The organism is Streptomyces sp. NBC_01224 (assembly GCF_036002945.1).
In the GTDB taxonomy this organism is placed as follows: domain Bacteria; phylum Actinomycetota; class Actinomycetes; order Streptomycetales; family Streptomycetaceae; genus Streptomyces.
In genome coordinates this window covers 7877470-7900925 of the sequence record NZ_CP108529.1, presented here as the reverse complement: position 1 = coordinate 7900925, position 23456 = coordinate 7877470, and the positions used below count along the sequence as shown (strand labels likewise).

Below are 23456 nucleotides of genomic sequence, written 5' to 3'. Positions count from 1 at the left end.
CCTCGTCGAGGTTTCGTCCCGGTGCATCATCCGCGTGCTCACATCGGAAACCCGTCTTTGCCGTTGTGACCCCGTGGGCGGCAGTCCGCCCACGGCGCTGGTCCAAGCGAATGGCCGTACGGAAATCACCGCCCGCACACAGCGGGGGCATCGCGGCCACGTGACCGCATTGTGCTAACTCCTTGTGGACGCTTGCGGAACAGTGTGTTCCAGATGGGTTCCGACACCGAGGGGACAACGATCATGCCGGCCACCACCACGGCGCCGCCGGACCCCTTCACACTGATCCGCACCCGCGCTTACGCCATGCTCCTCGTAGTGGCGGCGCTTCTCGGAATCCCGATCTCGGCAGTGGCGTTCGGCTTCCTCGCCCTCGTCCACGAACTCCAGTCGCTCACCTACGACGACCTGCCCAGGGCGCTGGGCTTCGCCGGCACGCCCTCGTGGTGGCCGGTGCCGCTGCTCGCCGTGGCCGGCCTGCTGGTCGGGCTGACCGTCCGCCACCTACCCGGAAAGGGAGGCCACCGGCCCGCCGACGGTCTCATGCACACAGGGGCGCCCTCGGCGGTGGAGCTGCCCGGCATCGCATTCGCGGCGCTCGCCTCGCTGGGTGTCGGGGCCGTGCTCGGTCCCGAGGCGCCGCTCATCGCGCTCGGCGGCGGTCTGGCCGTGTACGCGGTGCGTCTGGTCAAGCCGGGCATCAGTCCCAAGGCGAGTGCCGTGGTGGGAGCCGCGGGGAGCTTCGCCGCCATCAGCGCACTGCTGGGCTCTCCGCTCCTGGGTGCCTTTCTCCTGATGGAGGCCTCGGGGCTGGCCGGGATGTTGCTCGGGATGGTCCTGGTGCCGGGACTGCTCGCCGCCGGCATCGGGGCGCTCATCTTCACCGGTCTCGGCTCATGGACCGGCCTGGGGACGTACTCCCTGGCGCTCCACCATGTGCCCCACGCCGAGGAGCCCGACATCGCACAGTTCGGCTGGGCAGTCGTGCTGGGCCTCGCGGCAGCCTTCGCCGGCGCGGGCATTCAGCGGCTCGCCCTGCTCCTTCAGGCTCGGGTCGAGCGGCGGACGGTGGTGGCCACCGTGGTCATGGGCCTGGTCGTCGGTCTGGTGGCGTTCGTGTACGCGCAGGGCACGGGAAGGGACGCATCCGGGGTGCTGTTCTCCGGGGAGAGCGCGCTCGACCCGCTGCTCTCCCGGAGCGCGGGCTACTCGGTTGCCGCGCTCCTGGTGCTCGCCCTGTGCAAGGCGCTGGCGTACTGCGCGTCCTTGAGCAGCTTCCGGGGAGGCCCCGTCTTTCCGGCGATGTTCGTAGGAGCGGCGGGCGGACTCGCGCTGTCCCATCTCCCCGGGCTGAATCCGACGTCGGGCTTCGCGATGGGCATCGGTGCCATGTGCGTGGCGATGCTGAAGCTGCCGATGACCTCGGTACTGCTGGCCACCTTGCTGCTGGAGTCCGAGGGCCTGACCGTCATGCCGCTGGTGATCGTCTCGGTCGTGGTCTCCTACGTCGTCACACTCAGGCTCACTCCGTCATCGGCCGCCCTGCCTCCGGCACCCGACGCTCCGGCGAGTGCCGGCTCCCGACCGGATCGAGGATGACGGGCAGGCCGTGGCCTCAGGTCCCTTCCTCCTCCTGCGGACCCGCGCAGAGCGCCCAGAGGATGAAGACGTTGATGGCGATGAGCACGATGGACCAGAACGGGTAGAAGGGCAGCCACAGGAAGTTGGCGAGTGCACCCAGGCCTGCGAGCACGATGCCCACGACGCGTGCCCATGCGGCCCCGGTGAACAGCGCACAGCCGGCGAGGACTATGACGATGCCCAGAATGAGGTGGATCCAGCCCCAGCCGGTGAGGCTGAGCTGGAACGCATAGTTGTGTGTGGCAACGAAGATGTTGTCCTTGGCGATGGCGGCGATCCCTTCGAAGACCGCCATCGCTCCGCCGAGGATCATCAGAACCGCCGCGAAGGCGGTCCAGCCGTACCGGAAGGGATGATGCGAACTCGGCGTGGCGTCACGCGCCACACTCGGCCCGGTGCTGGCACTTGCCATTTCGGCCTCCTCGGCTGGCAGAGCGCCCCGGCAGACCGGAGCGGGCCCGCCGGGACCTCCTCGAACAAGCGTGGCACGACAGCGCTCGGTCAGCCGAACGACCACATCCAGCTGTCGGCCGATGACACAACCATTCTCCAATCTGGGATACTGTCTCCATTGTGAGAGAATTCGCAAGGGCGGAACCCGGCTCCGCCGACGCCCGGCTCGCCGCGCGACTGGGCGAACTACGTACCGAACGCGGCTGGTCGCTGGACGAACTGTCCCGGCGAAGCGAGGTGAGCCGCTCCACGCTGTCCCGACTGGAGCGCGGCGAGTTGAGCCCGACCGCCTCCCTTCTCGGCAAGTTGTGCACGGTCTACGAGCGGACGATGTCCCGGCTGCTGATGGAGGTGGAGGCGGAACCACCGCAACTGGTTCCCGCCGCGCGGCAACCGGTGTGGCGGGACGAGGCATCGGGCTTCGTACGCCGCTCGGTCTCGCCGCCGCACACCGGCCTGCGCGCGGAGGTCATCGAGGGCACTCTCGACGCCGGAGCCGCCGTCGCATACGAGAACGCGCCGGTGTCCGGTGTGGAGCAGCATGTCTGGGTGCTGGAGGGGACAGTGGAGATCACCGTCGACAACACCGTGCACACCGTGCGCAGAGGCGACTGCCTGCGCTTCCGGCTGCGCGGCCCTTCGCGCTTCCACTGTCCGGGACCGGAACAGGTCCGCTACGCACTGATGATCGTCCTGCCGTGAATGCTGTGAAGCCGTGAAAGGACCCGTCTCATGACCGAGATCGTCCCGGTCTCCGGACCCGAACTGGTCACCTACGCCGATGAGTTGGCCGGCCTCCTGGTGGAGACCGTGAACGGCGGATCATCGGTGGGATTTCTCGCGCCGCTGGACCGTGACGTGGCCGCTGCCTGGTGGCGGGAGAGGGCCGGGGCCGTCGATGCGGGACACCTTCAGATCTGGATCGCCCGGGACGCGGAACGGCCGGCCGGGACCATCGGCCTGGTCCGGGCTCCGCTGCCGAACGCCCGTCACCGTGCGGAGGTTGCCAAGCTGATGGTCCGTCCGTCGGCCCGCGGCCAGGGTCTCGGCAGGTCGCTGCTCGCCGCCGCCGAGCGGTCGGCCGCCGATGCGGGAGTCACACTCCTGGTGCTGGACACCGAGAGCGGCAGTCCTGCCGAACGGCTCTACCGTTCGGCAGGCTGGGCGGAGTGCGGATCGATTCCGGACTACGCCTGCGACCCGACAGGCGTCCTGAAACCGACGACCCTCTACTACAAGGCGGTCGGCTCCGCGCAGGGAGCATCGGATCGGGCGGCGAGTCCATCGACGTCCCTGTAGGCAACCCCCTCGGCTGAATCCGGGCGATCGGGTTCGTGCCGATCAATTTGTGGGCGTGACAATGACTGTGGAAGTCACCCTCACAAGGAGAGCCTCATGACGCTGTACGACATCCCCCTGCGCACGCTCACCGGCGAGCCCACCTCCCTGGCCGATTACCGTGGCCGGGCGGTCCTGTTGGTGAACGTCGCGTCGAAGTGCGGACTCACCCCGCAGTACGCGGGCCTGGAACGACTCCAGAAGGAGTACGCGGACCGCGGCTTCACCGTGCTCGGCGTGCCGTGCAACCAGTTCGCCGGCCAGGAACCGGGGAACGCGGAGGAGATCCAGACCTTCTGCTCGACCACGTACGGTGTCAGCTTCCCGCTGCTGGAGAAGACCGACGTGAACGGAGAAGGGCGCCACCCTCTCTATGCCGAGCTGACCGGACTCGCGGACGACGACGGCGAGGCCGGTGACGTCCAGTGGAACTTCGAGAAGTTCCTCATCTCGCCTGCGGGCGAGCCGGTCGCGCGCCTGCGCCCTCGCACGGAGCCGGAGGCCCCGGAGCTCATCGCAGCCATCGAGTCCCAGCTGCCCGCCTGACCGGTTCCGTCCTCGATACCGGACGGCCGCTTTGCGCTCGATCGCCGGACGGGCTGGAATTTCAGCCTGCCCGGCGATCGAGGACAGCCGGCGCCGGGGTGCGGGCCGCACGAGCATGAACCGTGCACACCACCGCCCCGCCCCGCGCTAGCGGATCGGCATGCCCGAGAGGGTGCGGGCGATCACCAGGCGCTGGATCTCGCTCGTGCCCTCGAAGATCGTGTAGATCGCCGCGTCCCGGTGCATCCGCTCCACCGGGTATTCACGGGTGAAGCCGTTGCCGCCGAGGATCTGCACGGCCTGCGCGGTGACCTTCTTCGCCGTCTCGCTCGCGTACAGCTTGGACATGGAACCCTCGGCCGAGGTGAACGGCTTGCCGGTGGTCGCCATCCAGGAGGCGCGCCAGACCAGCAGCCGGGCCGCGTCGATCTGCGTACGCATGTCGGCGAGCTGGAAGGCGATGCCCTGGTTGTCGATGATCGGCCGGCCGAACTGAGTGCGGGTCTTCGCGTAGTCCAGCGCGACCTCGTACGCGGCACGGGCGGTGCCGACCGCCATGGCGCCGACCGCGGGGCGGGAAGCCTCGAAGGTGGCCATCGCCGCGTTCTTCACCCGCTCGCCACCGGACGCGGCGCGCTCGCGGGCCCGGGCCAGGCGCTGATCGAGCTTCTCCTTGCCGCCGAGCAGGCAGTGGCCGGGGACACGGACGTCCTCGAGGACGACCTCGGCGGTGTGCGAGGCGCGGATGCCGTGCTTCTTGAACTTCTGCCCCTGGGAGAGGCCGGGGGTGTTCGGCGGCACGATGAACGAGGCGTGTCCCTTGGAGCCGAGCTCCGCGTCGACCACGGCGACGACGACATGGACGCCCGCGATGCCGCCGTTGGTCGCCCAGGTCTTGGTGCCGTTCAGCACCCACTCGTCCTTGGCCTGGTCGTACACCGCGCGGGTGCGCATCGAGGCGACGTCGGAACCCGCGTCCGGCTCGGAGGAGCAGAAGGCGGCGACCTTTACATCGTCGGCGTCGCCGTACATCTGCGGGATCCAGGTGCCGATCTGCTCGTCGGTGCCGTTGGCCAGGACGCCCACGGCCGCCAAGCCTGTACCGACGATCGACAGGGCGATGCCCGCGTCCCCCCAGAAGAGCTCCTCCATCGCCATCGGGATGCCGAGGCCTGTCGGGTCGAAGAACTGCTGGGCGTAGAAGTCGAGGGAGTAGATGCCGACCTTGGCCGCCTCCTGGATGACAGGCCAGGGCGTTTCCTCACGCTCGTCCCACTCCGAAGCCGCCGGTCGGATCACATCCGCGGCAAAGCCGTGAAGCCAGTCACGGACCTGCTTCTGGTCATCGTTGAGTTCGAGCGTGAACTCGGCCATGTTCCCCTCCACGTACTGCCCTGAAAATCCACTCGTTACTTGCGGTAACCGCAGTCTGTTACCGACAAGTAGCCTCTGTCAACCGCCCGGGTGCCGATCCGCACCCCGCAGGGCAGGGTGTTACGTTGCGCAGGCAGGACGCAATTGCATGGCCAGGGGTGGGGAGAGGCGACATGGAGACCACACGACAGGCCGAGCGCCAGCGAACAGCGGCCGAGAGCCGCCGCCGCGAGCTGCTCGAGGCCGCCGACCGCGTGGTGCTCAGGGACGGGCCGGGGGCCTCGATGAACGCCATCGCGGCGGAGGCCGGAATCACCAAGCCCATCCTCTACCGGCACTTCGGCGACAAGGGCGGCCTCTACCGCGCCCTCGCCAAGCGCCACACCGATGCCCTGCTCATCGCTCTGCGGGCCGCGCTCGACGCACCCGCCGAGCGCCGCCGGCGCGTGGAGTCGACGCTCGACACCTATCTCGCGGCGATCGAGGCCCGCCCGCAGGTCTACCGCTTCCTGATGCACCCGTCCGACGACTCGGCACCCTCGACCGAGCAGGGCTTCGATGTCGGAAGGCACTCCGCACCACTGCTGCGACGGCTCGGCGAGGAGCTCGCCCTGGTGATCGCCGAGCGGGTGGACCTGGGCCCGGACAGCGAGGCCATGGCCCGCATCTGGGGCCACGGCATCGTCGGCATGATGCACGCGGCGGGCGACTGGTGGCTGGGTGAACGCCCTTGCTCCCGCGAGCAGTTGGTGCGCAGCCTGGCGGATCTGCTGTGGGGCAGGCTGGCCGACGCGGGCGACCGGCCCGGCGGCCCGGGATTCTGAGGGTCTGTGCGGTCAGCCGCCCGCCGCCCAGGGCGCCCGGCGGGCCGCGCGCAGCGCCCTCGCCCGGCGCAGCCCGGTCAGCCGGTCCGTGTACACCGTGCCTTCGAGATGGTCGCACTCGTGCTGCAGGCAACGGGCGAAGAAGCCGGTGCCGGTGACCCGTACCGGCTCGCCCTCGACCGTCACGCCCTCGACGACGGCACGGTCGAAGCGCGGGGTGCCGGCCTCGATGCCGGGCAGCGAAAGACAGCCCTCCGGGCCGCGTAGGGTGATCCCGTCCGCCTCGACCAGCTTCGGGTTGACGAGATGCCCGAGGTGACGGACGTCGTCGTCGTCCGGGCAGTCGTACACGAACACCCGCAGCGGAACGCCGACCTGATTGGCCGCGAGTCCGACTCCCTGGGCCGCGTACATGGTGGCGTACATGTCCTCGACGAGGCGGGCGAGCGAGGGACCGAAGTCCGTGACGGGTTCGCAGGCATCGTGCAGCACGGGATCTCCGAGCAGACTCATGGCACGAATCAGTCCGGAACTGCCGGGGATCGGGCGGTTTCGCATGGCGGCAATCGTACGTTCCACGTCACCTCTGCCTTCCCGGCGGTGCCGCGGTGCGGTCGCCGCGCCGGACATCGATAGGCTGGGCGTGGACCGATGCAAGGAGGATCTAGGACGATGGCAGGCAACACGGAGCCGCTGTCGCCGCGGGCGAAGCTGGCCGTGACGGCGGGTAAGGCCGCGGCAGCGGTGTCGCGCGCTGCGGGGCGCGGCAGCGGATCGGTGATCGGCGGCCGGGTGGCACTCAAGCTCGACCCCGACCTGCTGGGGCGGCTGGCGCAGCACCTGGACGTGATCCTCGTGTCGGCGACGAACGGCAAGACGACGACGACCCGGCTCATCGCCGAGGCGCTGCGGGCTGCGGGCCCGGTCGTGTCGAACGCGCTCGGAGCGAACATGCCGGCGGGCATCACCTCGGCGCTGGCAGGCGGCTCGGACGCGAAGTACGGCGTGATAGAGGTCGACGAGAAGTACCTCGCCGGGGTCGCTCGCGACACGACGCCCAAGGTGATCGCGCTGCTCAACCTCTCCCGCGACCAGCTGGACCGCGCCGCGGAGACCCGGATGCTCGCGGAGAAGTGGCGTGAGGGGCTGTCCGGTTCGAAGGCCGTGATCGTCGCCAACGCCGATGACCCGCTGATCGTCTGGGCGGCGTCCTCCTCCCCCAATGTGGTGTGGGTCGCGGCCGGCCAGGCGTGGAAGGACGACGCCTGGTCCTGCCCGTCCTGCGGCGGTGTCATGCAGCGTCCCGGCGACGACTGGTTCTGCGGCGAGTGCGGATTCCGCCGCCCCGCCCCCAGCTGGGTGCTGCACGGCGACTACGTCCTGGACCCGCATGGTTCGGCGTGGCCGATCCACCTCCAGCTGCCCGGCCGCGCCAACAAGGCCAACGCCACCAGCTCCGCAGCCGTGGCCGCCGTCTTCGGTGTACCGCCGCAGGTCGCGCTGGAGCGCATGTACCAGGTGCAGGCCGTCGCGGGCCGCTACGACGTGGTCAGTTTCCTCGGCCGTGAGCTGCGACTGCTGCTGGCGAAGAACCCGGCGGGCTGGCTCGAAACGTTTTCCCTGATCGACCCGCCGCCCACCCCGGTGATCCTCTCGGTCAACGCCCGTGGCGCGGACGGCACGGACACCTCCTGGCTGTGGGACGTGGACTACACCCAGCTCGCCGGTCACCCGATCTTCGTGCTCGGCGACCGCAAGCTGGACCTCGCGGTCCGTCTCGAAGTCGCCGGTCTCGACTTCCGGGTCTGCGAGAACCTCGACGAGGCCGTGCAGCAGGCCCCGCCCGGCCGTATCGAGGTCATTGCCAACTACACCGCCTTCCAGGACCTGCGCCGTCGTGTCGGCAACTGACCCCGGCCCCGGCCACCTCCGGAGAGGACGAAGCATGAGCAACAACGGTCTGCGTCTGGTCTGGGTCTACCCCGACCTCCTCAGCACCTACGGCGACCAGGGCAATGCGCTCGTGGTGGAGCGCCGGGCCCGCCAGCGCGGTCTCGACGTGCAGCGCGTCGATGTCCGCAGCGACCAGCCGGTCCCGACGTCCGGCGACATCTACCTGATCGGCGGCGGTGAGGACCGGCCGCAGCGCCTCGCCGCGGAGCGGTTGCGCCGCGACGGCGGGCTCAGCCGGGCCGCGTCCAACGGCGCGATCATCTTCTCGGTCTGCGCCGGGTACCAGATCCTCGGCCATGAGTTCATCAACGACCTGGGTGAGCGCGAGCCCGGTCTCGGGCTGCTCGACGTGGTCTCCACCCGCGGCGAGGGGGCCCGGTGCGTCGGTGACGTACTGGCCGACATCGACCCGCGCCTCGGCCTGCCGCCGCTGACCGGTTTCGAGAACCACCAGGGCATCACCCATCTCGGTCCGACGGCACGGCCGTTCGCCCGGGTGCAGTTCGGCGGGGGCAACGGCACCGGCGACGGCACCGAGGGTGCGTACAACGACACCGTCTTCGGTACGTACATGCACGGGCCCGTGATGGCGCGCAACCCGCTGATCGCGGATCTGCTGCTGAAGTTGGCGCTGGATGTCAACGCCCTGCCGCCGACGGACGACCGCTGGTACGAGGCGCTGCGCGCCGAGCGCATCGCCTCGGCGACCCAGCCCGCCTGATGAGGCACATTTCGCTCAGCTGAGCGGCGTCCAGCAGGCGGACGCCCGGTTCGGTCCCGCCACCCTGCGCCGGTAGGGTGGCGGGGATCCAACCGGACGACGTGGTCCGGTCGTCGGCCCACGTTGCAAAGGTTTCCCGGGCAATGCGAATTGGTGTGCTCACCTCCGGCGGCGACTGCCCCGGCCTCAACGCCGTCATCCGTTCCGTCGTGCATCGCGCGGTGGTCGACCACGGCGACGAGGTCATCGGCTTCCACGACGGGTGGAAGGGTCTCCTCGAGTGTGACTACCGCAAGCTCGACCTCGACGCGGTCGGCGGCATTCTCGCCCGCGGCGGTACGATCCTCGGCTCCTCCCGGGTCCAGCCCGCCCATCTGCGGGGCGGCGTCGAACAGGCCAGGGGCCATGTCGCCGATCTGGGTCTCGACGCGATCATCCCGATCGGCGGCGAGGGCACTCTCAAGGCGGCCAATCTGCTCTCCGAGGCGGGCCTGCCGATCGTCGGCGTACCGAAGACGATCGACAACGACATCGCCTCCACCGATGTGACCTTCGGCTTCGACACCGCCGTCGGTGTCGCCACCGAGGCCCTCGACCGGCTGAAGACCACTGCCGAATCTCACCAGCGGGTGCTGATCGTCGAGGTCATGGGCCGCCACACCGGCTGGATCGCCCTGCACTCGGGCATGGCGGCCGGTGCGCACGCCATCGTCGTGCCGGAGCGCCCCTTCGACATCGACGAGCTGACCGAGCTGGTCGGCAAGCGCTTCTCGGCCGGCAAGAAGTTCGCGATCGTCGTCGTCGCCGAGGGCGCCAAGCCGCGCCAGGGCGGCTCCATGGAATTCGAGCAGGGCACCAAGGACATCTACGGGCACGAGCGGTTCGCCGGCGTGGCCACGCAGCTCTCCATCGAGCTGGAGCAGCGCCTGGGCAAGGAGGCCCGCCCGGTGATCCTCGGCCATGTGCAGCGCGGTGGCACCCCGACCGCGTACGACCGTGTTCTCGCCACCCGTTTCGGCTGGCACGCGGTGGAGGCCGCGCACCGCGGCGAATTCGGCATGATGACGGCGCTGCGTGGCACGGACATCGCGATGGTGCCGCTGGCTGAGGCCGTGGAGACCCTCAAGACGGTTCCGGCCGAGCGTTACGCCGAGGCGGAGTGCGTGCTCTGAGCGACACCCCTGTCCGACGAACTGCCCCCGGCCGCAGCTGCGGCCGGGGGCAGTTCTACTCTGGTCGGGACAACCGGCGCGAAACGGGGACGTCCCCAGCGGGAGTGAACAGATGGATCACAGCGGGCACGGCATGAACATGGATCTGCCGCCGTTCACGCTGGGACGTGGGCTTCAATTCTCCGCGGACCCGTTCTTTCTCATCGGCTGCGTGCTCGCCATCGGCCTGTACGGCTACGCCGTGCTGCGGCTGCGCAGGCGCGGGGACAGCTGGCCGGCCGGCCGGATCGTCTTCTTCGTCGTCGGTGTGCTGTCCATCGCCCTGGTGATGTGCACCAAGCTCAACGACTACGGCATGGTCATGTTCAGCGTGCACATGGTGCAGCACATGGTGATCAGCATGCTGTCGCCGATCCTGCTGCTGCTGGGCGCTCCGGTGACTCTGGCCCTGCGTGCACTCCCGGTCGCGGGGCGTGACCGCACCGGCCCGCGTGAGCTGCTGCTCATGTTGCTGCACAGCCGGTACATGAAGATCATCACGCATCCGGTCTTCACGATTCCACTCTTCATCGCCAGCTTGTACGCGCTGTACTTCACCCCGCTCTTCGACTTCCTGATGGGTTCGAAGACCGGGCACATCGCGATGATGGTGCACTTCCTCGCGGTCGGTCTGGTGTTCTTCTGGCCGATCATGGGCGTCGACCCGGGGCCGCACCGGCCCGGCTATGTGATGCGGATGCTGGAGCTGTTCGCGGGGATGCCGTTCCACGCGTTCTTCGGTATCGCGCTGATGATGGCGACGACGCCGATGGTGGAGACATACAAGAACCCACCGGCCTCGCTCGGCGTCGACGCGTTGAGCGATCAGAACTGGGCGGGCGGCATCGCCTGGGCATTCAGCGAGATCCCGTCGGTGCTGGTGCTGATCGCGCTGGTCTTCCAGTGGTACCGCTCCGAGCAGCGCACGGCGAAGCGCTCCGACCGGGCGGCCGACCGGGACGGGGACCAGGAGCTGCAGGCGTACAACGCCTATCTCGCCTCGTTGCAGGCGCGCGGGCAGTAGCGGTGGGCATACCTCCGGGGTGACGATGGCATCCACGGCCGCGCGGCCGATGAGGAGGGTGCGGGCATGTCCGGATCCACGAAAGCCATGGGAGTGATCACCGTGGCGTCCCTGGTGGCGGTCACCGCCTACACGGTGGCGCTGGGGAGCAGCGGCTGGCTCTGGTTCGGATGGGTGGTGCTCGGTCTGATCACCCTGGGGATGGCTGCGACGCGCGAGTCCTGAGCCGGGTGGGTCACCCGGCTCAGGCCGGCCGGGCTCAGAAGCGGAAGACCGGTCCGGTGACTGCCTCCATCACGCAGGCATTGGGGAACGTCCGCTGCCAGCGGACGGGGCGCCCGTCCCAGTTGCCGGTGGCGGTGGCCGTCACCGGGTCGTACCCCTCGATGCACAGACGCGGGCTGCCGGGCAGGGCGTCCAGATCGCCTTCCGCCCGGCCGATCGCCGCGCAGGCGGCGGCCGCATGGGGGTGATGGGCGTCCAAAGCGGGCGGGCAGAACAGTGCGACGCCACGGATCCAGGTGTTCTCGCTGCCCGAGACGGTGAGGAGGAGCCCGCGGTCCGGCACCGGGTCCTTGGACTCGGCGGCCGCGGCAGGCACCGCGACGGTGAGAGTGAGCAGGGCAGCGGCGGCGAGAGCGGCGCGCAGGCGCATCGGAGAACTCCTGTGGCTCGGGGGGATCCGGGCGTCCCGGGGAAGGACCGGGTGCGTCTCAGGCGTCCTGGACGGCCCACATTCAGGAACCCGGCAAGATGATCTTTTAAGTTCGCACCGGGCAAGGAACCGCGCCGCGGCCCCACCCTCCGGAGTCAGTCGGCGGGTCCGGCTGGAGTACCGCCCGGCGGGTGCCCTGCACCCCTCTCTCCCCTCGGCCTCCCCGTCGGAACCGGTCTCCGCCTCGGTGAAACGTGGCCTCCGCGTCCAGCCCGCTCGGGATGATCCTGGTCGACGGGAAGGGCCGGACCCTCTACCTGCGGGAGGCCGACACCACGTCCCGGTCGACCTGCTCGGGCGAATGCGCCAAGGAGTGGCCACCCGTGATCGTCAGCGGCGAGCCGGCCGCCGGCAAAGGTGTGAAAGCCGGCCTGCCGGGTACGACGGAGCGCAGCGACGGCAGCAGGGAAGTCACGTACAACGGGCACCCCCTTTACTACTTCGCGGATGACAAGAAGGCCGGTGACACCAACGGCCAGAAGGTGAATGATTCCGGCGCCGAGTGGTACGTACTCGACACATCCGGCAACAAGGTCACGGGCGGGGCGAAGTCCGGCATGCCGCAGCCGAGTCCGGCTCAGCCGACCAGCGGTGGCGGTCACTGACATCATGCGCGCTCTGCTTCTGCCCGGCCGGGCAGGTATCACCGTGGCCGCCGCGATCGTCTGCACGACCGCACTCGTCGACTGTTCGAACAGTGGTGGCGGCAGGTCCTCGTCCTCCAGCGCCACACCACCCGCTCCCGCCCCGCCCGCCCCGCCCCGCTCATCGTCCTCTGTCGGCAAGGCACTGATCACAATCAAGGACTTCGCGTTCAAGCCGACCCGTCTGACGGTCGCCCCGGGCACGCTGATCACCGTGGTCAACGAGGACGCGGCACCCCACACCGTGACGGCGACCGGCGGCAAGGCGTTCGACACCGGCGATGTCGCGGCAGGGCAAACGGTCACCTTCACCGCGCCGGCCGAGGCCGGCACGTACGCGTACATCTGCACCATTCACCCTTACATGAAGGGTTCGCTCACTGTCCGATGACGCGCGGAATCCTGTGCGGGCGCAACACACGGCTGCGACCCCGGGCGCACCTCGCGTCACCAGCAACTGCGTGCCATGGGCCGGCCATTCGACAGGGCGTCAAGTTAACGAACCCGTAAAGCAGTGGTGATTTGACTCTTGACAGGTGCGCGTCATCACGCCACCTTGGGAGCGCTCCCACAATCAAGACTTGCACACAAAGGCCGCCGCTCACCCCGGCAGTGAACCCGCCCGGGACATCGGACCCTGCCCGCCGCCCTGAACCGTTGGGTCGACGTGTATGTCGACGGGGACCTGGTGTGGGGCACCGCGCCCTGACCAGGCCGCTGCCTCTTGAGCAACACCCCCACGAACCCGTCTGCGGGGAACCCTCGCAGGCGTACGAGAGGAGCACGGAGCCGCGATGAGAACCAGAGGTACCACCCTGCATGGAGTACGCCGAAAACTGGCCGCGCTCTCCGCCCTGGCGCTGGGCGCGGCGCTGGCGGTGGCCATACCCTCGCCGGCATCGGCCGCAGCCCGGGTCGACAACCCGTACGCGGGCGCCACCGCGTACGTGAACCCCGACTGGTCCGCCAAGGCGGCAGCCGAACCGGGCGGCAGCGCGATCGCCGACGAGCCCTCCTTCGTCTGGATGGACCGCATAGCCGCCATCGAGGGCGCGGGCGACGCGATGAGCCTGCGCGAGCACCTCGACACCGCCCTGGACCAGGGCGCGAACCTCTTCCAGGTGGTCATCTACGACCTGCCGGGACGGGACTGCGCCGCGCTGGCGTCCAACGGTGAGCTCGGCCCCACCGAGCTCGACCGGTACAAGACCGATTACATCGACCCCATCGCCGACATCCTTGCCGACCCGGCTTACGCGAGTCTGCGCATCGTCACCGTCATCGAGCCGGACTCGCTGCCGAACCTGGTCACCAACGCCGGCGGCTCGGCCGGATCCACCGAGGCATGCGCGACGATGAAGGCGAACGGCAACTACGAGAAGGGTGTCGGCTACGCCCTGCACACCCTCGGTGCGATTCCCAACGTCTACAACTACATCGATGCGGCCCACCACGGCTGGCTGGGCTGGGACTCCAACTTCGTCCCGGCGGCCCAGGAGTTCAAGAAGGCCGCGACGACGGAGGGCGCCACGGTCGCCGATGTCCAGGGCTTCATCGTGAACACGGCCAACTACTCGGCCCTGAAGGAGCCGAACTTCAAGGTCACCGACACCGTGAACGGCACCACGGTGCGTCAGTCCAAGTGGGTGGACTGGAACTTCTATGTCGATGAGCTCTCCTTCGCACAGGCACTGCGCACGGAGCTGGTCAACCAGGGCTTCGCATCGAACATCGGCATGCTCATCGACACGGCCCGCAACGGCTGGGGCGGCTCTGCCCGGCCCACCGGTGCAGGACCGCTGACCAACGTGGACGACTATGTCAACGGGGGCCGCGTCGACCGGCGCATCCACGCGGGCAACTGGTGCAACCAGAGCGGTGCGGGCATCGGTGAGCGGCCCACCAGCGCCCCCGAACCCGGCATCGACGCCTACGTCTGGGCGAAGCCCCCGGGCGAGTCGGACGGCAACAGCCGGCCCATCGACAACGACGAGGGCAAGGGCTTCGACCGGATGTGCGACCCGACGTACACCGGAAACGGCCGCAACGGCAACAACCTGACCGGCGCCCTGCCGAACTCCCCGCTCGCGGGCCACTGGTTCTCCGCGCAGTTCCAGGAGCTGGTACGCAACGCCTACCCGCCGCTGGACGGCAGCGGCGGTGGTGACAATGACACCCAGGCGCCCACCGTGCCCACGGGTCTGAAGGTCACGGGGAAGACCAGTGGCAGCGTCTCGCTGTCATGGACGGCGTCGACCGACGACACCGCTGTGAGCGCGTACGACGTGTACCGCTCGGGGGTTCAGGTGGGTTCCACCGCGTCGACCTCCTACACGGACACGGGCCTGACGGCCTCGACCGCGTACAGCTACACGGTCAAGGCGCGGGACGCTGCAGGTAATGTCTCGGCGGCCTCCGCGGCGGTCTCGGCCACGACCGACCAGGGCGGCGGCACCGGGAACGGCACCCTCAAGGTCCAGTACAAGAACACCGATTCCTCCGCCACCGACAACCAGATCCGGATGGGTCTGCAACTCGTCAACACCGGCTCCACCGCGGTGGATCTGTCCACGGTGAAGGTGCGGTACTGGTTCACGCCCGAGGCCGGTGCGAGCACCTTCGGCACTGCGTGCGACTACGCGGTCATCGGCTGCTCCCATGTGAACAGCGGAGTGTCCTCCTCGGGCGGTTCGGCTGCGGGGGCCAGCCACTACCTGGAGGTCGGCTTCAGCAGCGGCAGCCTGGCCGCGGGAGCCTCCACCGGGGAGATTCAGCTGCGGCTGAACAAGACCGACTGGTCCAACTTCAATGAGGCCGACGACTACAGCCGTGGAACCAACACGGCCTACGCCGACGCTTCGAAGATCGGCGTCTATGCGGGCGGCACCCTCTCCTGGGGCACCGCTCCCTGACCGGGTTTCCCCGTCGCCGTCCATATGCGGCGACGGGGCCGAGGGCCGGGCGAGGGACGCGCCCGGCACGATCCGCCCCCTGTCGCTCTCCCGGCAGGGGGCGGCCGGTGTTTCTCAGGCGGACTGAATCCCGGGACGGCCCGCCTCGGTCACGAGCGAGGTGCGGGTCGAGACAGGGGCGCCGGGGGTGGTGACGTACGGGAGGACCCGGAAGTCGGCGCGGCAGCTCTCCTTGGTCAGCGAGCAACGTACGTATCCACGCTGGAAGTTGGTGAACTTGATGTGCTCGTTTGCCGCGAGAAGCTTGGCCCCGGAGGGGTCCAGGTCCATCCCGTCCTTCGTGGTGGAGATGGACGAACCGACGAACTCGACGCCGAGCGTGGGCGATTCGGGGTCGTCGAAGTCCTGCTTGAGATCGGCGGCGAGGTGGCGGTGCATGTCACCGGTCAGTACGACGGGGTTGCTCACGCTGCGGTCGGTGATCTCCTTGAACAGCCGCCTGCGTGCGTCCACATAGCCGTCCCAGAAGTCCATCACGAATGCCTGGCCGGGGCCGGGGTCGGTGTCGACCTGGGTCACGGGGATCTGCTGGGAGATCATGTTCCACGTCGTGTCCGACCGCCCGAGGCCGCGGTAGAGCCACTGCTCCTGTTCCGGGCCGAGGATGGTGCGGCCGGGTGTAAGCCGTTCGTCGCAGCCGCTCTTGGTGCCGTCGCCGCAGGGCTGGTCGTCGCGGAAGAGCCTGGTGTCGAGGATATGGAACGTGGCCATCCGCCCGTAGCGCAGGCTGCGGTACATCCGGGCCTCGAAGCCGTTCGGCTTGTTCGGCAGCCTCAGCGGCAGATGTTCGTAGTACGCCTGGAAGGCCGCCGCCGCGCGTTGCCGGAAGACCGCCGGGTCCTGGTCGGGTTCGGTGTCGGCCTTGGACCTGTCGCGTGCCCAGTTGTCCTCGACCTCGTGGTCGTCCCAGACGACGGCGAACGGGTGGACCCGGTGGGCGGCGATGAGGTCGGGGTCGAAGCGGTGGAGGGCGTGGCGGTTGCGGTACTGGACGAGGTCCATCGGCTCGGGGCGCAGTTCGGCGGCGACGGGGACGTTGCGTACGCCGCCCATCGCGTCGATGGCGTTCTCGTAGATGTAGTCGCCGAGGTGCAGGACCAGGTCGACGTCCTCCTCGGCGAGGTGCCGGTAGGCGGTGTAGAAGCCTTCGAACCACGCCTGGCAGGAGACGAACGCGAAGTCGAGTTCCTTGGGACGGCTGTGCGGCGGGGGTGCGGTGCGGGTGCGGCCGACGGGGCTGTGCACACCACCGGCGCGGAAGCGGTAGTAGTAGTGCCTGCCCGGCTGCAGCCCGGAGACCTCGACATGGACGGAGTGGGCGAGTTCGGGCACTGCGCGGGTCCGTCCCCGGCGTACGACGGATCGGAAGCGCTCGTCGCGGGCGACCTCCCACTGGACGTCGACGGAGTACGGCGGCATGCCTCCGGCCCCGTCCGGGGCGAGGGGCTGGGGCGCGAGGCGGGTCCACAGCACGAATCCGTCCGGCCATGGATCGCCGGAGGCGACCCCCAGAGTGAACGGGTCGTCATGGAAGGGGGCGTCACCCCAGGCGTTGCCCGCCGACAGGCCGGCCGCGGCGAGGGCCATCCCGACCGTCCCGCCGAGCATCGCCCGTCTGCCGAACCCTCCGGTGCCGCCTGACCCACTGTTCATCTGCATGGAGCTCGTCCCTTCGTCGGGCGGGATCCCGTGCGGTACGGGGTGGGATCGGCGCGTGATTTCACGTCCGCCCATGTGGTAATCACAGGCTGGATATCACAGGGGAATCACACGCCACAAGACCACGCTTCGGTGGTCGCAATGCCGTTCACAGGCGGCCAGTTGGGGAGACATCGGCCATTTTCCGAGGTGACCGAGGACGGGTCGGCAACACCCTTGACACCCCTCAGGGGTGCTCATAGTCTCCACGCCACAGAATTAACGTTAGATTTCACATGGGAAAATCGGTGCGACGGAAGGACGTGCTCGTGTCCGGTCCCTCGGCAGCGGATGTGCCCGCCCACCGCCCCGTCGAAGGAGCAGCGGCCGGACGTCCCGAAGACCGGACGCTGCGGCCGTACGGTCTGCGATGCGAGCACCGCACCACTCCGCTGGGGATCGACGAACCCGCGCCCCGGCTCTCCTGGCGACTGGCGTCCGACCGCCGCGGTGACGACCCCGTGGCCTACCGGGTCCGTGTCGCCGAACGCCCCGAGGAGCTGGACGGGGGCGGTCAGCTCCTGTGGGACACGGGCCGGGTGGCTGATCCCCAGGCGGTCGCCGTGGAGTACACCGGACCCGCTCTCCTGGGCCGTACGCGCTATCACTGGCGGGTCTCCGTCTGGCCGGCCGGAACGACGGTGCCCGCCGAGGCCACATCCTGGTTCGAGACGGCCTTCACCGACGCCGGTTCGTGGCGGGCATCGTGGATCACCCACGACCCGCATCCGGTCGATGTCATGGACGCACCCACCGAGGGCGAGTTCGCCCTCGACGACCACGGGCTCGCCCCGTGCCCCGTCCTGCGACGCGCCTTTACCAGCTCGCCCGGTACGCACGCCCGGCTCCTTGTCAGCGCGCGTGGCCTGTACGAGGTCCGGCTCAATGGCCTACGGGTCGGCGACGCCGAACTCGCCCCCGGCTGGACCGATTACCACAGCCGCGTCCAGTACCAGACGTATGACGTGACCGCATTGCTGCGTGAGGGTGAGAACGTTCTCGCAGCGACCGTCGCGGACGGCTGGTGGAGCGGATTCGTCGGCTTCGAGCCGCGCAGGGCCGGAGCACACTACGGCTCGTTCCCCCAGTTCCTGGCCGAGCTTCACCTCACAGGCCCGGACGGACGCAGCACTGCGATCGTCACCGACGAGACGTGGCGCACCAGCACGGGGGTCATCCGTCACGCGGATCTGCTGATGGGCGAGTGCCATGACCTGCGGCACGCGGCCGACGGCTGGGAACTGCCCGGCTTCGACGACACCGGCTGGTCCCCGGCCCTGGTCGCGGGGGCAGACCACCATCTGCTTGTGGCGTCCGTCGACGAGCCCGTGCGGGCGATGGCCGAACTGCGCCCGTGCTCGGTCAGGCGTGTCTCCCCGGATACCCACATCGTCGACTTCGGCCAGAACCTCGCCGGTCGCGTACGGCTCCGGATCGGTGAACTCGCCGCCGGGGCAAGAGTGGTGATCCGTCACGCCGAGGTACTGGACGAGTCGAACCAGCTGTACACGGCTAATCTGCGGACCGCCGCCGCGACCGATGTGCTCGTCGGGGACGGGCGCCAGGACATCGTGTTCGAGCCGCGTTTCACCTATCACGGGTTCCGTTACGCGCAGATCAGTGGAGTCCCGGAGCTGACCGAGTCCGATGCCGTTGCTGTGGCGCTGCACAGCGACACCCCGTGGGCCGGGGAGTTCGACTGCTCGGACGCCGAGCTCCGCCGGCTCCACGAGTGTGTGGCGTGGGGGCAGCGCTCAAACTTCGTCAGTGTGCCCACGGACTGCCCGCAGCGTGACGAGCGGCTAGGCTGGCTGGCCGACGCGCAGGTCTTCCTGCCGACGGCCGCGCTCAACGCGGACGTCGCGGCGTTCTTCACCAAGTGGCTGCGCGACATCGATGACGCCCGCACACCCGACGGCGGCTTCACCAATGTCGCCCCGCGCCTCGTGGGGGTCTGTGACGAAGGCGCGCCCGGCTGGGGCGACGCGGGTGTGATCATCCCGTGGCACCTCTACCGCACCTACGACGACCCTCGGTTCCTCGCCCGGGCGCTGGAGGGAATGCGGGCCTGGGTCGATCTGATTCACCGTCATAACGCGGATCTGGTCTGGCGCAGGCGAGTGGGTCCGCACTTCTCCGACTGGCTCGCCCCCGGCACCCCCACCCCGCGCGAGGTCATCGCCACGGCCTGCTTCGCGCACAGTGCCCGCCTCACGGCGAAGGCTGCCGATGCCCTGGGACAGAAGGACGTCGCGGATCATTACCACCAGCTGGCCGACGACATTCGTCGCACGTTCGCGGAGCACTTCGTCACCGTCGATGGTGCCGCTGCCGCACCTCCCGCCGTACGTGTCACAGGGGACACCCAGACCGGCTATCTCGTCGCCCTCGCCTTCGAGTTGCTGCCCGCAGGCCTCGTCGAAGCCGCCGCACACCGTCTCGGCGAAATCGTCGAGTCGGCCGGACCCGCCCTCCTGACCGGTTTCCTCGGGGTCGCGCTCGCCGCGCCCGTCCTCGACGCCCATGGGCGGGCCGACCTCGCCCATGCGCTCCTGGACCGTGACGAAGTGCCGTCGTGGCGGTTTCCGCTGCGGCACGGCGCCACCACGATCTGGGAACGCTGGGACGGGTGGACCCCCGATACCGGGTTCCGCGCACCGTCGATGAACTCCTTCAACCACTACGCGCTCGGCTCGATCGGCGAATGGCTCTACCGCGGTGTCGCCGGCCTCGACCAGGCTCCGGACTCCACCGGATACCGGCATCTGCGGATACGGCCCCGCCCGGGTGCCCTGCGCCACGCGAGCGCCCGCCACGAATCGGTCCGCGGCACCGTCGAGGTGACATGGGAGAGACACGGCGGCCGGCTCGCCCTGCGGGTCCTGGTGCCGCCCGGCTCCACCGCCGATGTGTACGTGCCCACCACGGACCCACGCTCGATCCGCGAATCGGGCGTGGCCCCGAGGGCCGACGACCGCCACATCACGCTGCTCGCGATCGCCTCCGACCACGTTCGCTACCGAGTGTCCTCCGGCGCCTACCGCTTCACCGCGACTCATCCACCGGCAGACGGCCACGCCGGGACGTCTCCGGCGGACCGGCCCGAGCCGGCGCTCACCCAGAGCCGACGCACATCAGGACCGGCGGCGAAACCATCGTCCGCCCGTTCGCACGAGGAGGACACACCATGACGACGGGTTCTCGCAGCCGGCCGGGCCGGAGCACGGTCGGCCGCCGGGGTTTTCTCCGTATCAGCGGCGGGGTCGCGGCGCTCGCCGCCCTTCCCCCCGCACTGACCGCCTGCTCCGATTCGAGCAGCGGGTCCGGCAAGCTGCGCATCGTCGGCGTCGCCGACCAGCAGAAGCCGATCGAGGAACTCGTCGCGCTGTACCGCAAGTCCCACCCCGACGACGAGTTCTCCACCTCCTTCGCGCCCACGGACCAGGTACAGACAGTGGTGCGCACTCAGCTCGCGGGTGGCAACGCCCCCGATGTGCATGTGCTCTATCCCGGCAGCGGCAGCGCCATGTCCATGGTCGAGGTGGCCAGGGCCGGGCTGCTCGCCGACCTCAGCGACCAGGCGTGGACCAAGGAAGTCCCGGCGAACTTCCACCCCGCGTACCGGTACAAGGGCAAGACGTATCTTTATTCGGCGGGAAGCAGCACCATCGGCGCCATCCACAACAAGAAGGCCTTCGCCGAGGCCGGCGTCGAGCCACCGAAGACGTGGAGTGAACTACTCGACGTCTGCGCGAAGTTGAAGGCCAAGGGCGTGATACCGATCGCGCTCGGCGCGCAGACTCCCTGGGTCACCCAACTGATCACCTACGCGCTGGTCCCCAACGCCGTCTATGCGAAGAACCTCGGTTTCGACGCCGAGATGGCCGCCGGGCGGGCGCACTTCCGCGGCTCCGGGTGGGCCGACGCGATGGGCAAATACCAGGAGTTGCAGCGTCGGGGGTTCTTCAACGACAACCCCAACGGAACGACGTACGAGCAGCAGACATCCATGGTCGCGAGTGGTAAGGCTGCGATGGCCGTCCAGGTCTCCGCCGTACTCGCCAACTTCCGTCAGGCCACCCGGACACCGGACGACCTCGGCATGTTCCCGTTCCCCGGCGGTGATGATGCCGCGAACCTGTGGATCCCGGCGGGCATCGTCGTCGGCATCGGTGTCTCCGCGCGGTCCAAGAAGGCAGCAGGGGCAAAGGCGTTCATCGAGTTCCTCGGGAAGCAGGAGAACGTCAACCGGTGGGCGCAGTCCGTCGCCGCGATCCCGTTCAAGCGCGATGCGTCCACCGAGATCGACCCCGTCCTCAATGACTTCCTGCCCATCATCGACGACAACCGGGCCGTCCCCTTCATGGACCAGAGCTGGCCCAACGCCGAGGTCCAGCCCGCCCATTTCGCCGCCGTACAGAACCTGCTTGCGGGAAAGACGGACGTCGACGGCGCCCTGGGGCAGATGGACAAGGCGTACGGGAAGAAATCGTGACGACCACGTCCGAGAAGGCCGCCTCCGGTACGGTCGGCAAGGCCGCGGGCGGGCCGCGGGCCGGCTGCGGCCGCCCGGTCCGGCGCCGCGATCACACCGTCCCACCCTGGTTCTTCGTAGTTCCGGCCCTCGTCGTCTACGGCGTCGTCGTCCTGTACCCCAGCCTCGCCGGGGTGATGTACGCCTTCACCGACTGGTCCGGCATCGGCGGCTTCTCCTTCACCGGCCTGGACAACTTCCGGGCCCTGCTCGACGACAGCCGGGCACTGGAGTCCGTCAGCAACACACTGCTGCTCACCGTCGCCGTGGTCGTCGTCCAGAACGGCGTCGGCCTGCTGCTCGCGCTCGGCGTCCACGCCGACATCAAGTCCCGCGCTCTGCTGCGCCTGATCTTCTTCGCGCCGGCCGTCGTCAGCCCCGTCATGGTTGCAATCCTGTGGAAGTACGTCTACAACCCCGAGAACGGCGCCGGCCTCAACGGTGTCCTCGGCGCGGTCGGACTCGGCGGTCTGCGTCAGGACTGGCTCGGCGATCCCTCGCTCGCCCTGTGGTCCGTCGCGGCGATGGTCGTATGGCAGTACGCCGGATACTCGATGGTCGTCTTCCTCGCCGGCCTGCAGGGCATACCCGACGAACTCCACGAGGCCGCGAGAATCGACGGCGCCGGCTCCTGGCAGCGCTTCCGCCATGTCACCTGGCCGCTGCTGGCCCCGGCCCTGACGATCAACCTCATGCTGTCGACCATCGGCGGTCTCAAACTCTTCGACCAGGTCTACGCCGCCACCAACGGCGGACCCGGCACCTCCAGCGAGACCCTGTCGACCGTGCTGTACAAGGAAGCGTTCGTCTACGGGAAGTTCGGCTACAGCACCGCCGTCGCCCTCGTCCTCGCGCTGTTCGTCGCCGCGGTCTCCCTGGTCCAGCTTCGCTGTCTGCGCGCGAGGGAGGTCACCGCGTGATCACCGGCACATCCCGCGGACCCGCCGAACAGGAACCCGAACGCAGAGGCCGCAGGCCACGGTTCGGGCAGTACGCCCTCGAACTTTTCGTGATCGCGGTCGCCGTCGTGTTCCTGTTCCCGGTGTACGCCCTGATCACCCTGGCGATGAAGGACCCCCAGCAGATCTCCGACTCGCCCCTCTCCCTGCCCTCCCCGCCCACCTTCGCCAACTTCGGCAACGCCTGGTCCTCCGCGTCTCTGGGGCCCGCCCTGCTCAACAGCACGGTCATCACCGCTGTCAGTCTGCTGATCCTCGTCGTCCTGGGTTCCACGGGTGCCTACTACCTCGCGCGCCGCGCCCGCGGCCTCGGCTACGGCCTGTACATCCTGTTCCTGCTGGGCATCGTGCTGCCCTTCCAGCTCGGCATGATCCCGCTCTACAAACTCGTCGACGACCTGGGCTGGCTCGGCACTTACCAAGGGATGGTGCTCTTCTACACTGGCATCCAACTGCCGTTCACCGTCTTCCTCTACACCGGATTCATCCGGGCCCTGCCGCAGGACTACGCACAGGCCGCACTCATCGACGGCTGCACCCACCGGCAGGCGTTCACCCGGATCGTCTTCCCTCTGCTGCGCCCCATCACCGGCACCGTGATCATCCTGAACGCCGTGTTCATCTGGAACGACTTCTTCACCCCGCTGCTGTATCTGGGCGGTTCCGACAAGGAGACCGTGCCCGTCGGTGTGTTCGCGTTCGTCGGCCAGTACGTCTCCGACTACGGACTCGTCTTCGCCGGACTGGTGCTGGCCGCCCTGCCGATCCTGGTGGTGTTCGTGGTCCTCCAGCGATATGTGATCAAGGGCTTCGCGGGCGGTCTCAAGGGCTGAGGGCATCACATGACAC

General features: G+C 68.9%; 22 protein-coding genes. 17 read left to right on the top strand and 5 right to left on the bottom strand.

Features of this window, described 5'->3' with window-relative positions; all coding sequences use genetic code 11:
* Window positions 1–213: 213 nt before the first annotated feature.
* Window positions 214–1599 carry a chloride channel protein gene (locus tag OG609_RS35835; RefSeq protein WP_327276632.1) on the top strand — a complete coding sequence of 462 codons (1386 nt, stop codon included), beginning with the start codon at window positions 214–216 and terminating at the stop codon, window positions 1597–1599.
* 16 nt (window positions 1600–1615) lie between these two features.
* Here OG609_RS35835 and OG609_RS35830 read toward each other — a convergent pair whose 3' ends face one another.
* Window positions 1616–2053, bottom strand: a complete 438-nt coding sequence (locus OG609_RS35830) for a DUF7144 family membrane protein (RefSeq protein ID WP_327276631.1) — start codon at window positions 2051–2053, stop codon at window positions 1616–1618.
* Between the two features lie 161 nt (window positions 2054–2214).
* Here OG609_RS35830 and OG609_RS35825 point away from each other — a divergent pair, with 161 nt between their 5' ends.
* The 3 genes from OG609_RS35825 (at window position 2215) to OG609_RS35815 (ending at window position 3978) form a co-directional block, all read left to right on the top strand.
* The gene (locus tag OG609_RS35825; RefSeq protein WP_327276630.1) at window positions 2215–2796 is read left to right on the top strand and encodes a helix-turn-helix domain-containing protein; all 582 of its coding nucleotides are present in this window, start codon (window positions 2215–2217) and stop codon (window positions 2794–2796) included.
* 30 nt (window positions 2797–2826) lie between these two features.
* The gene (locus tag OG609_RS35820; RefSeq protein WP_327276629.1) at window positions 2827–3393 is read left to right on the top strand and encodes a GNAT family N-acetyltransferase; all 567 of its coding nucleotides are present in this window, start codon (window positions 2827–2829) and stop codon (window positions 3391–3393) included.
* Between the two features lie 96 nt (window positions 3394–3489).
* Window positions 3490–3978: a glutathione peroxidase gene (locus tag OG609_RS35815; protein WP_327276628.1), complete on the top strand. Its 489-nt coding sequence runs from the start codon at window positions 3490–3492 to the stop codon at window positions 3976–3978.
* Window positions 3979–4125: 147 nt separating this feature from the next.
* Here the strand turns inward: OG609_RS35815 and OG609_RS35810 are convergent, their stop codons facing one another.
* Complete coding sequence (locus OG609_RS35810) at window positions 4126–5352, bottom strand: acyl-CoA dehydrogenase family protein (RefSeq protein ID WP_327276627.1); 1227 nt, start codon at window positions 5350–5352, stop codon at window positions 4126–4128.
* A gap of 173 nt (window positions 5353–5525) precedes the next feature.
* On the opposite strand from OG609_RS35810, the gene OG609_RS35805 reads away from it, so the two are divergent.
* Complete coding sequence (locus OG609_RS35805) at window positions 5526–6176, top strand: TetR family transcriptional regulator (RefSeq protein WP_327276626.1); 651 nt, start codon at window positions 5526–5528, stop codon at window positions 6174–6176.
* 12 nt (window positions 6177–6188) lie between these two features.
* Here the strand turns inward: OG609_RS35805 and def are convergent, their stop codons facing one another.
* On the bottom strand, window positions 6189–6734 hold the full coding sequence (def, locus tag OG609_RS35800) for a peptide deformylase (RefSeq protein ID WP_327276625.1): 546 nt from the start codon (window positions 6732–6734) through the stop codon (window positions 6189–6191).
* Between the two features lie 114 nt (window positions 6735–6848).
* On the opposite strand from def, the gene OG609_RS35795 reads away from it, so the two are divergent.
* The 5 genes from OG609_RS35795 to OG609_RS35775 all read left to right on the top strand — a co-directional run bounded on the left by OG609_RS35795 (window position 6849) and on the right by OG609_RS35775 (window position 11310).
* The gene (locus OG609_RS35795) at window positions 6849–8087 is read left to right on the top strand and encodes a Mur ligase family protein (RefSeq protein ID WP_093893409.1); all 1239 of its coding nucleotides are present in this window, start codon (window positions 6849–6851) and stop codon (window positions 8085–8087) included.
* A 34-nt stretch (window positions 8088–8121) separates the two neighbouring features.
* Complete coding sequence (locus OG609_RS35790; RefSeq protein ID WP_093893408.1) at window positions 8122–8850, top strand: type 1 glutamine amidotransferase; 729 nt, start codon at window positions 8122–8124, stop codon at window positions 8848–8850.
* Window positions 8851–8993: 143 nt separating this feature from the next.
* The gene (locus OG609_RS35785; protein ID WP_327276624.1) at window positions 8994–10022 is read left to right on the top strand and encodes a 6-phosphofructokinase; all 1029 of its coding nucleotides are present in this window, start codon (window positions 8994–8996) and stop codon (window positions 10020–10022) included.
* Between the two features lie 112 nt (window positions 10023–10134).
* Entirely contained in the window at window positions 10135–11085 is a 951-nt protein-coding gene (locus OG609_RS35780) for a cytochrome c oxidase assembly protein (protein ID WP_327276623.1), read from the top strand.
* 66 nt (window positions 11086–11151) lie between these two features.
* Window positions 11152–11310 carry a hypothetical protein gene (locus tag OG609_RS35775; RefSeq protein WP_327276622.1) on the top strand — a complete coding sequence of 53 codons (159 nt, stop codon included), beginning with the start codon at window positions 11152–11154 and terminating at the stop codon, window positions 11308–11310.
* A gap of 34 nt (window positions 11311–11344) precedes the next feature.
* Here the strand turns inward: OG609_RS35775 and OG609_RS35770 are convergent, their stop codons facing one another.
* On the bottom strand, window positions 11345–11740 hold the full coding sequence (locus OG609_RS35770) for an SSI family serine proteinase inhibitor (protein WP_327276621.1): 396 nt from the start codon (window positions 11738–11740) through the stop codon (window positions 11345–11347).
* 254 nt (window positions 11741–11994) lie between these two features.
* Between OG609_RS35770 and OG609_RS35765 the strand changes: the two genes are divergently transcribed.
* From OG609_RS35765 to OG609_RS35755, 3 genes are all read left to right on the top strand, one after another.
* Entirely contained in the window at window positions 11995–12405 is a 411-nt protein-coding gene (locus OG609_RS35765) for a COG4315 family predicted lipoprotein (RefSeq protein ID WP_327276620.1), read from the top strand.
* Between the two features lie 4 nt (window positions 12406–12409).
* Entirely contained in the window at window positions 12410–12835 is a 426-nt protein-coding gene (locus OG609_RS35760) for a cupredoxin domain-containing protein (protein WP_327276619.1), read from the top strand.
* A gap of 403 nt (window positions 12836–13238) precedes the next feature.
* Window positions 13239–15356, top strand: coding sequence for a glycoside hydrolase family 6 protein (locus OG609_RS35755; protein ID WP_327276618.1), 2118 nt, complete (start codon window positions 13239–13241; stop codon window positions 15354–15356).
* 114 nt (window positions 15357–15470) lie between these two features.
* Here OG609_RS35755 and OG609_RS35750 read toward each other — a convergent pair whose 3' ends face one another.
* A complete protein-coding gene (locus OG609_RS35750) occupies window positions 15471–17075 on the bottom strand; it encodes an alkaline phosphatase D family protein (protein WP_327276617.1) in 1605 nt (534 codons plus the stop codon).
* Window positions 17076–17383: 308 nt separating this feature from the next.
* Here OG609_RS35750 and OG609_RS35745 point away from each other — a divergent pair, with 308 nt between their 5' ends.
* The 4 genes from OG609_RS35745 to OG609_RS35730 are packed head-to-tail and all read left to right on the top strand — an operon-like array spanning window position 17384 to window position 23440.
* The gene (locus OG609_RS35745; RefSeq protein WP_327276616.1) at window positions 17384–20305 is read left to right on the top strand and encodes an alpha-L-rhamnosidase; all 2922 of its coding nucleotides are present in this window, start codon (window positions 17384–17386) and stop codon (window positions 20303–20305) included.
* The gene (locus OG609_RS35740; protein WP_327276615.1) at window positions 20302–21609 is read left to right on the top strand and encodes an extracellular solute-binding protein; all 1308 of its coding nucleotides are present in this window, start codon (window positions 20302–20304) and stop codon (window positions 21607–21609) included. The genes OG609_RS35745 and OG609_RS35740 overlap by 4 nt, the downstream gene beginning before the upstream one ends.
* Window positions 21606–22568: a carbohydrate ABC transporter permease gene (locus OG609_RS35735; protein ID WP_327276614.1), complete on the top strand. Its 963-nt coding sequence runs from the start codon at window positions 21606–21608 to the stop codon at window positions 22566–22568. The genes OG609_RS35740 and OG609_RS35735 overlap by 4 nt, the downstream gene beginning before the upstream one ends.
* Entirely contained in the window at window positions 22565–23440 is an 876-nt protein-coding gene (locus OG609_RS35730; protein ID WP_327276613.1) for a carbohydrate ABC transporter permease, read from the top strand. Before OG609_RS35735 ends, OG609_RS35730 begins: the two co-directional genes overlap by 4 nt.
* The last annotated feature ends 16 nt before the right edge of the window (window positions 23441–23456 follow it).

Coding starts and splice junctions, on each gene's coding strand:
- OG609_RS35835 (WP_327276632.1), top strand. CDS start 214: ATGGGTTCCGACACCGAGGGGACAACGATCATGCCGGCCACCACCACG.
- OG609_RS35830 (WP_327276631.1), bottom strand. CDS start 2,053: ATGGCAAGTGCCAGCACCGGGCCGAGTGTGGCGCGTGACGCCACGCCG.
- OG609_RS35820 (WP_327276629.1), top strand. CDS start 2,827: ATGACCGAGATCGTCCCGGTCTCCGGACCCGAACTGGTCACCTACGCC.
- OG609_RS35815 (WP_327276628.1), top strand. CDS start 3,490: ATGACGCTGTACGACATCCCCCTGCGCACGCTCACCGGCGAGCCCACC.
- OG609_RS35810 (WP_327276627.1), bottom strand. CDS start 5,352: ATGGCCGAGTTCACGCTCGAACTCAACGATGACCAGAAGCAGGTCCGT.
- OG609_RS35805 (WP_327276626.1), top strand. CDS start 5,526: ATGGAGACCACACGACAGGCCGAGCGCCAGCGAACAGCGGCCGAGAGC.
- def (WP_327276625.1), bottom strand. CDS start 6,734: ATGCGAAACCGCCCGATCCCCGGCAGTTCCGGACTGATTCGTGCCATG.
- OG609_RS35795 (WP_093893409.1), top strand. CDS start 6,849: ATGGCAGGCAACACGGAGCCGCTGTCGCCGCGGGCGAAGCTGGCCGTG.
- OG609_RS35790 (WP_093893408.1), top strand. CDS start 8,122: ATGAGCAACAACGGTCTGCGTCTGGTCTGGGTCTACCCCGACCTCCTC.
- OG609_RS35785 (WP_327276624.1), top strand. CDS start 8,994: ATGCGAATTGGTGTGCTCACCTCCGGCGGCGACTGCCCCGGCCTCAAC.
- OG609_RS35780 (WP_327276623.1), top strand. CDS start 10,135: ATGGATCACAGCGGGCACGGCATGAACATGGATCTGCCGCCGTTCACG.
- OG609_RS35775 (WP_327276622.1), top strand. CDS start 11,152: ATGTCCGGATCCACGAAAGCCATGGGAGTGATCACCGTGGCGTCCCTG.
- OG609_RS35770 (WP_327276621.1), bottom strand. CDS start 11,740: ATGCGCCTGCGCGCCGCTCTCGCCGCCGCTGCCCTGCTCACTCTCACC.
- OG609_RS35760 (WP_327276619.1), top strand. CDS start 12,410: ATGCGCGCTCTGCTTCTGCCCGGCCGGGCAGGTATCACCGTGGCCGCC.
- OG609_RS35755 (WP_327276618.1), top strand. CDS start 13,239: ATGAGAACCAGAGGTACCACCCTGCATGGAGTACGCCGAAAACTGGCC.
- OG609_RS35750 (WP_327276617.1), bottom strand. CDS start 17,075: ATGCAGATGAACAGTGGGTCAGGCGGCACCGGAGGGTTCGGCAGACGG.
- OG609_RS35740 (WP_327276615.1), top strand. CDS start 20,302: ATGACGACGGGTTCTCGCAGCCGGCCGGGCCGGAGCACGGTCGGCCGC.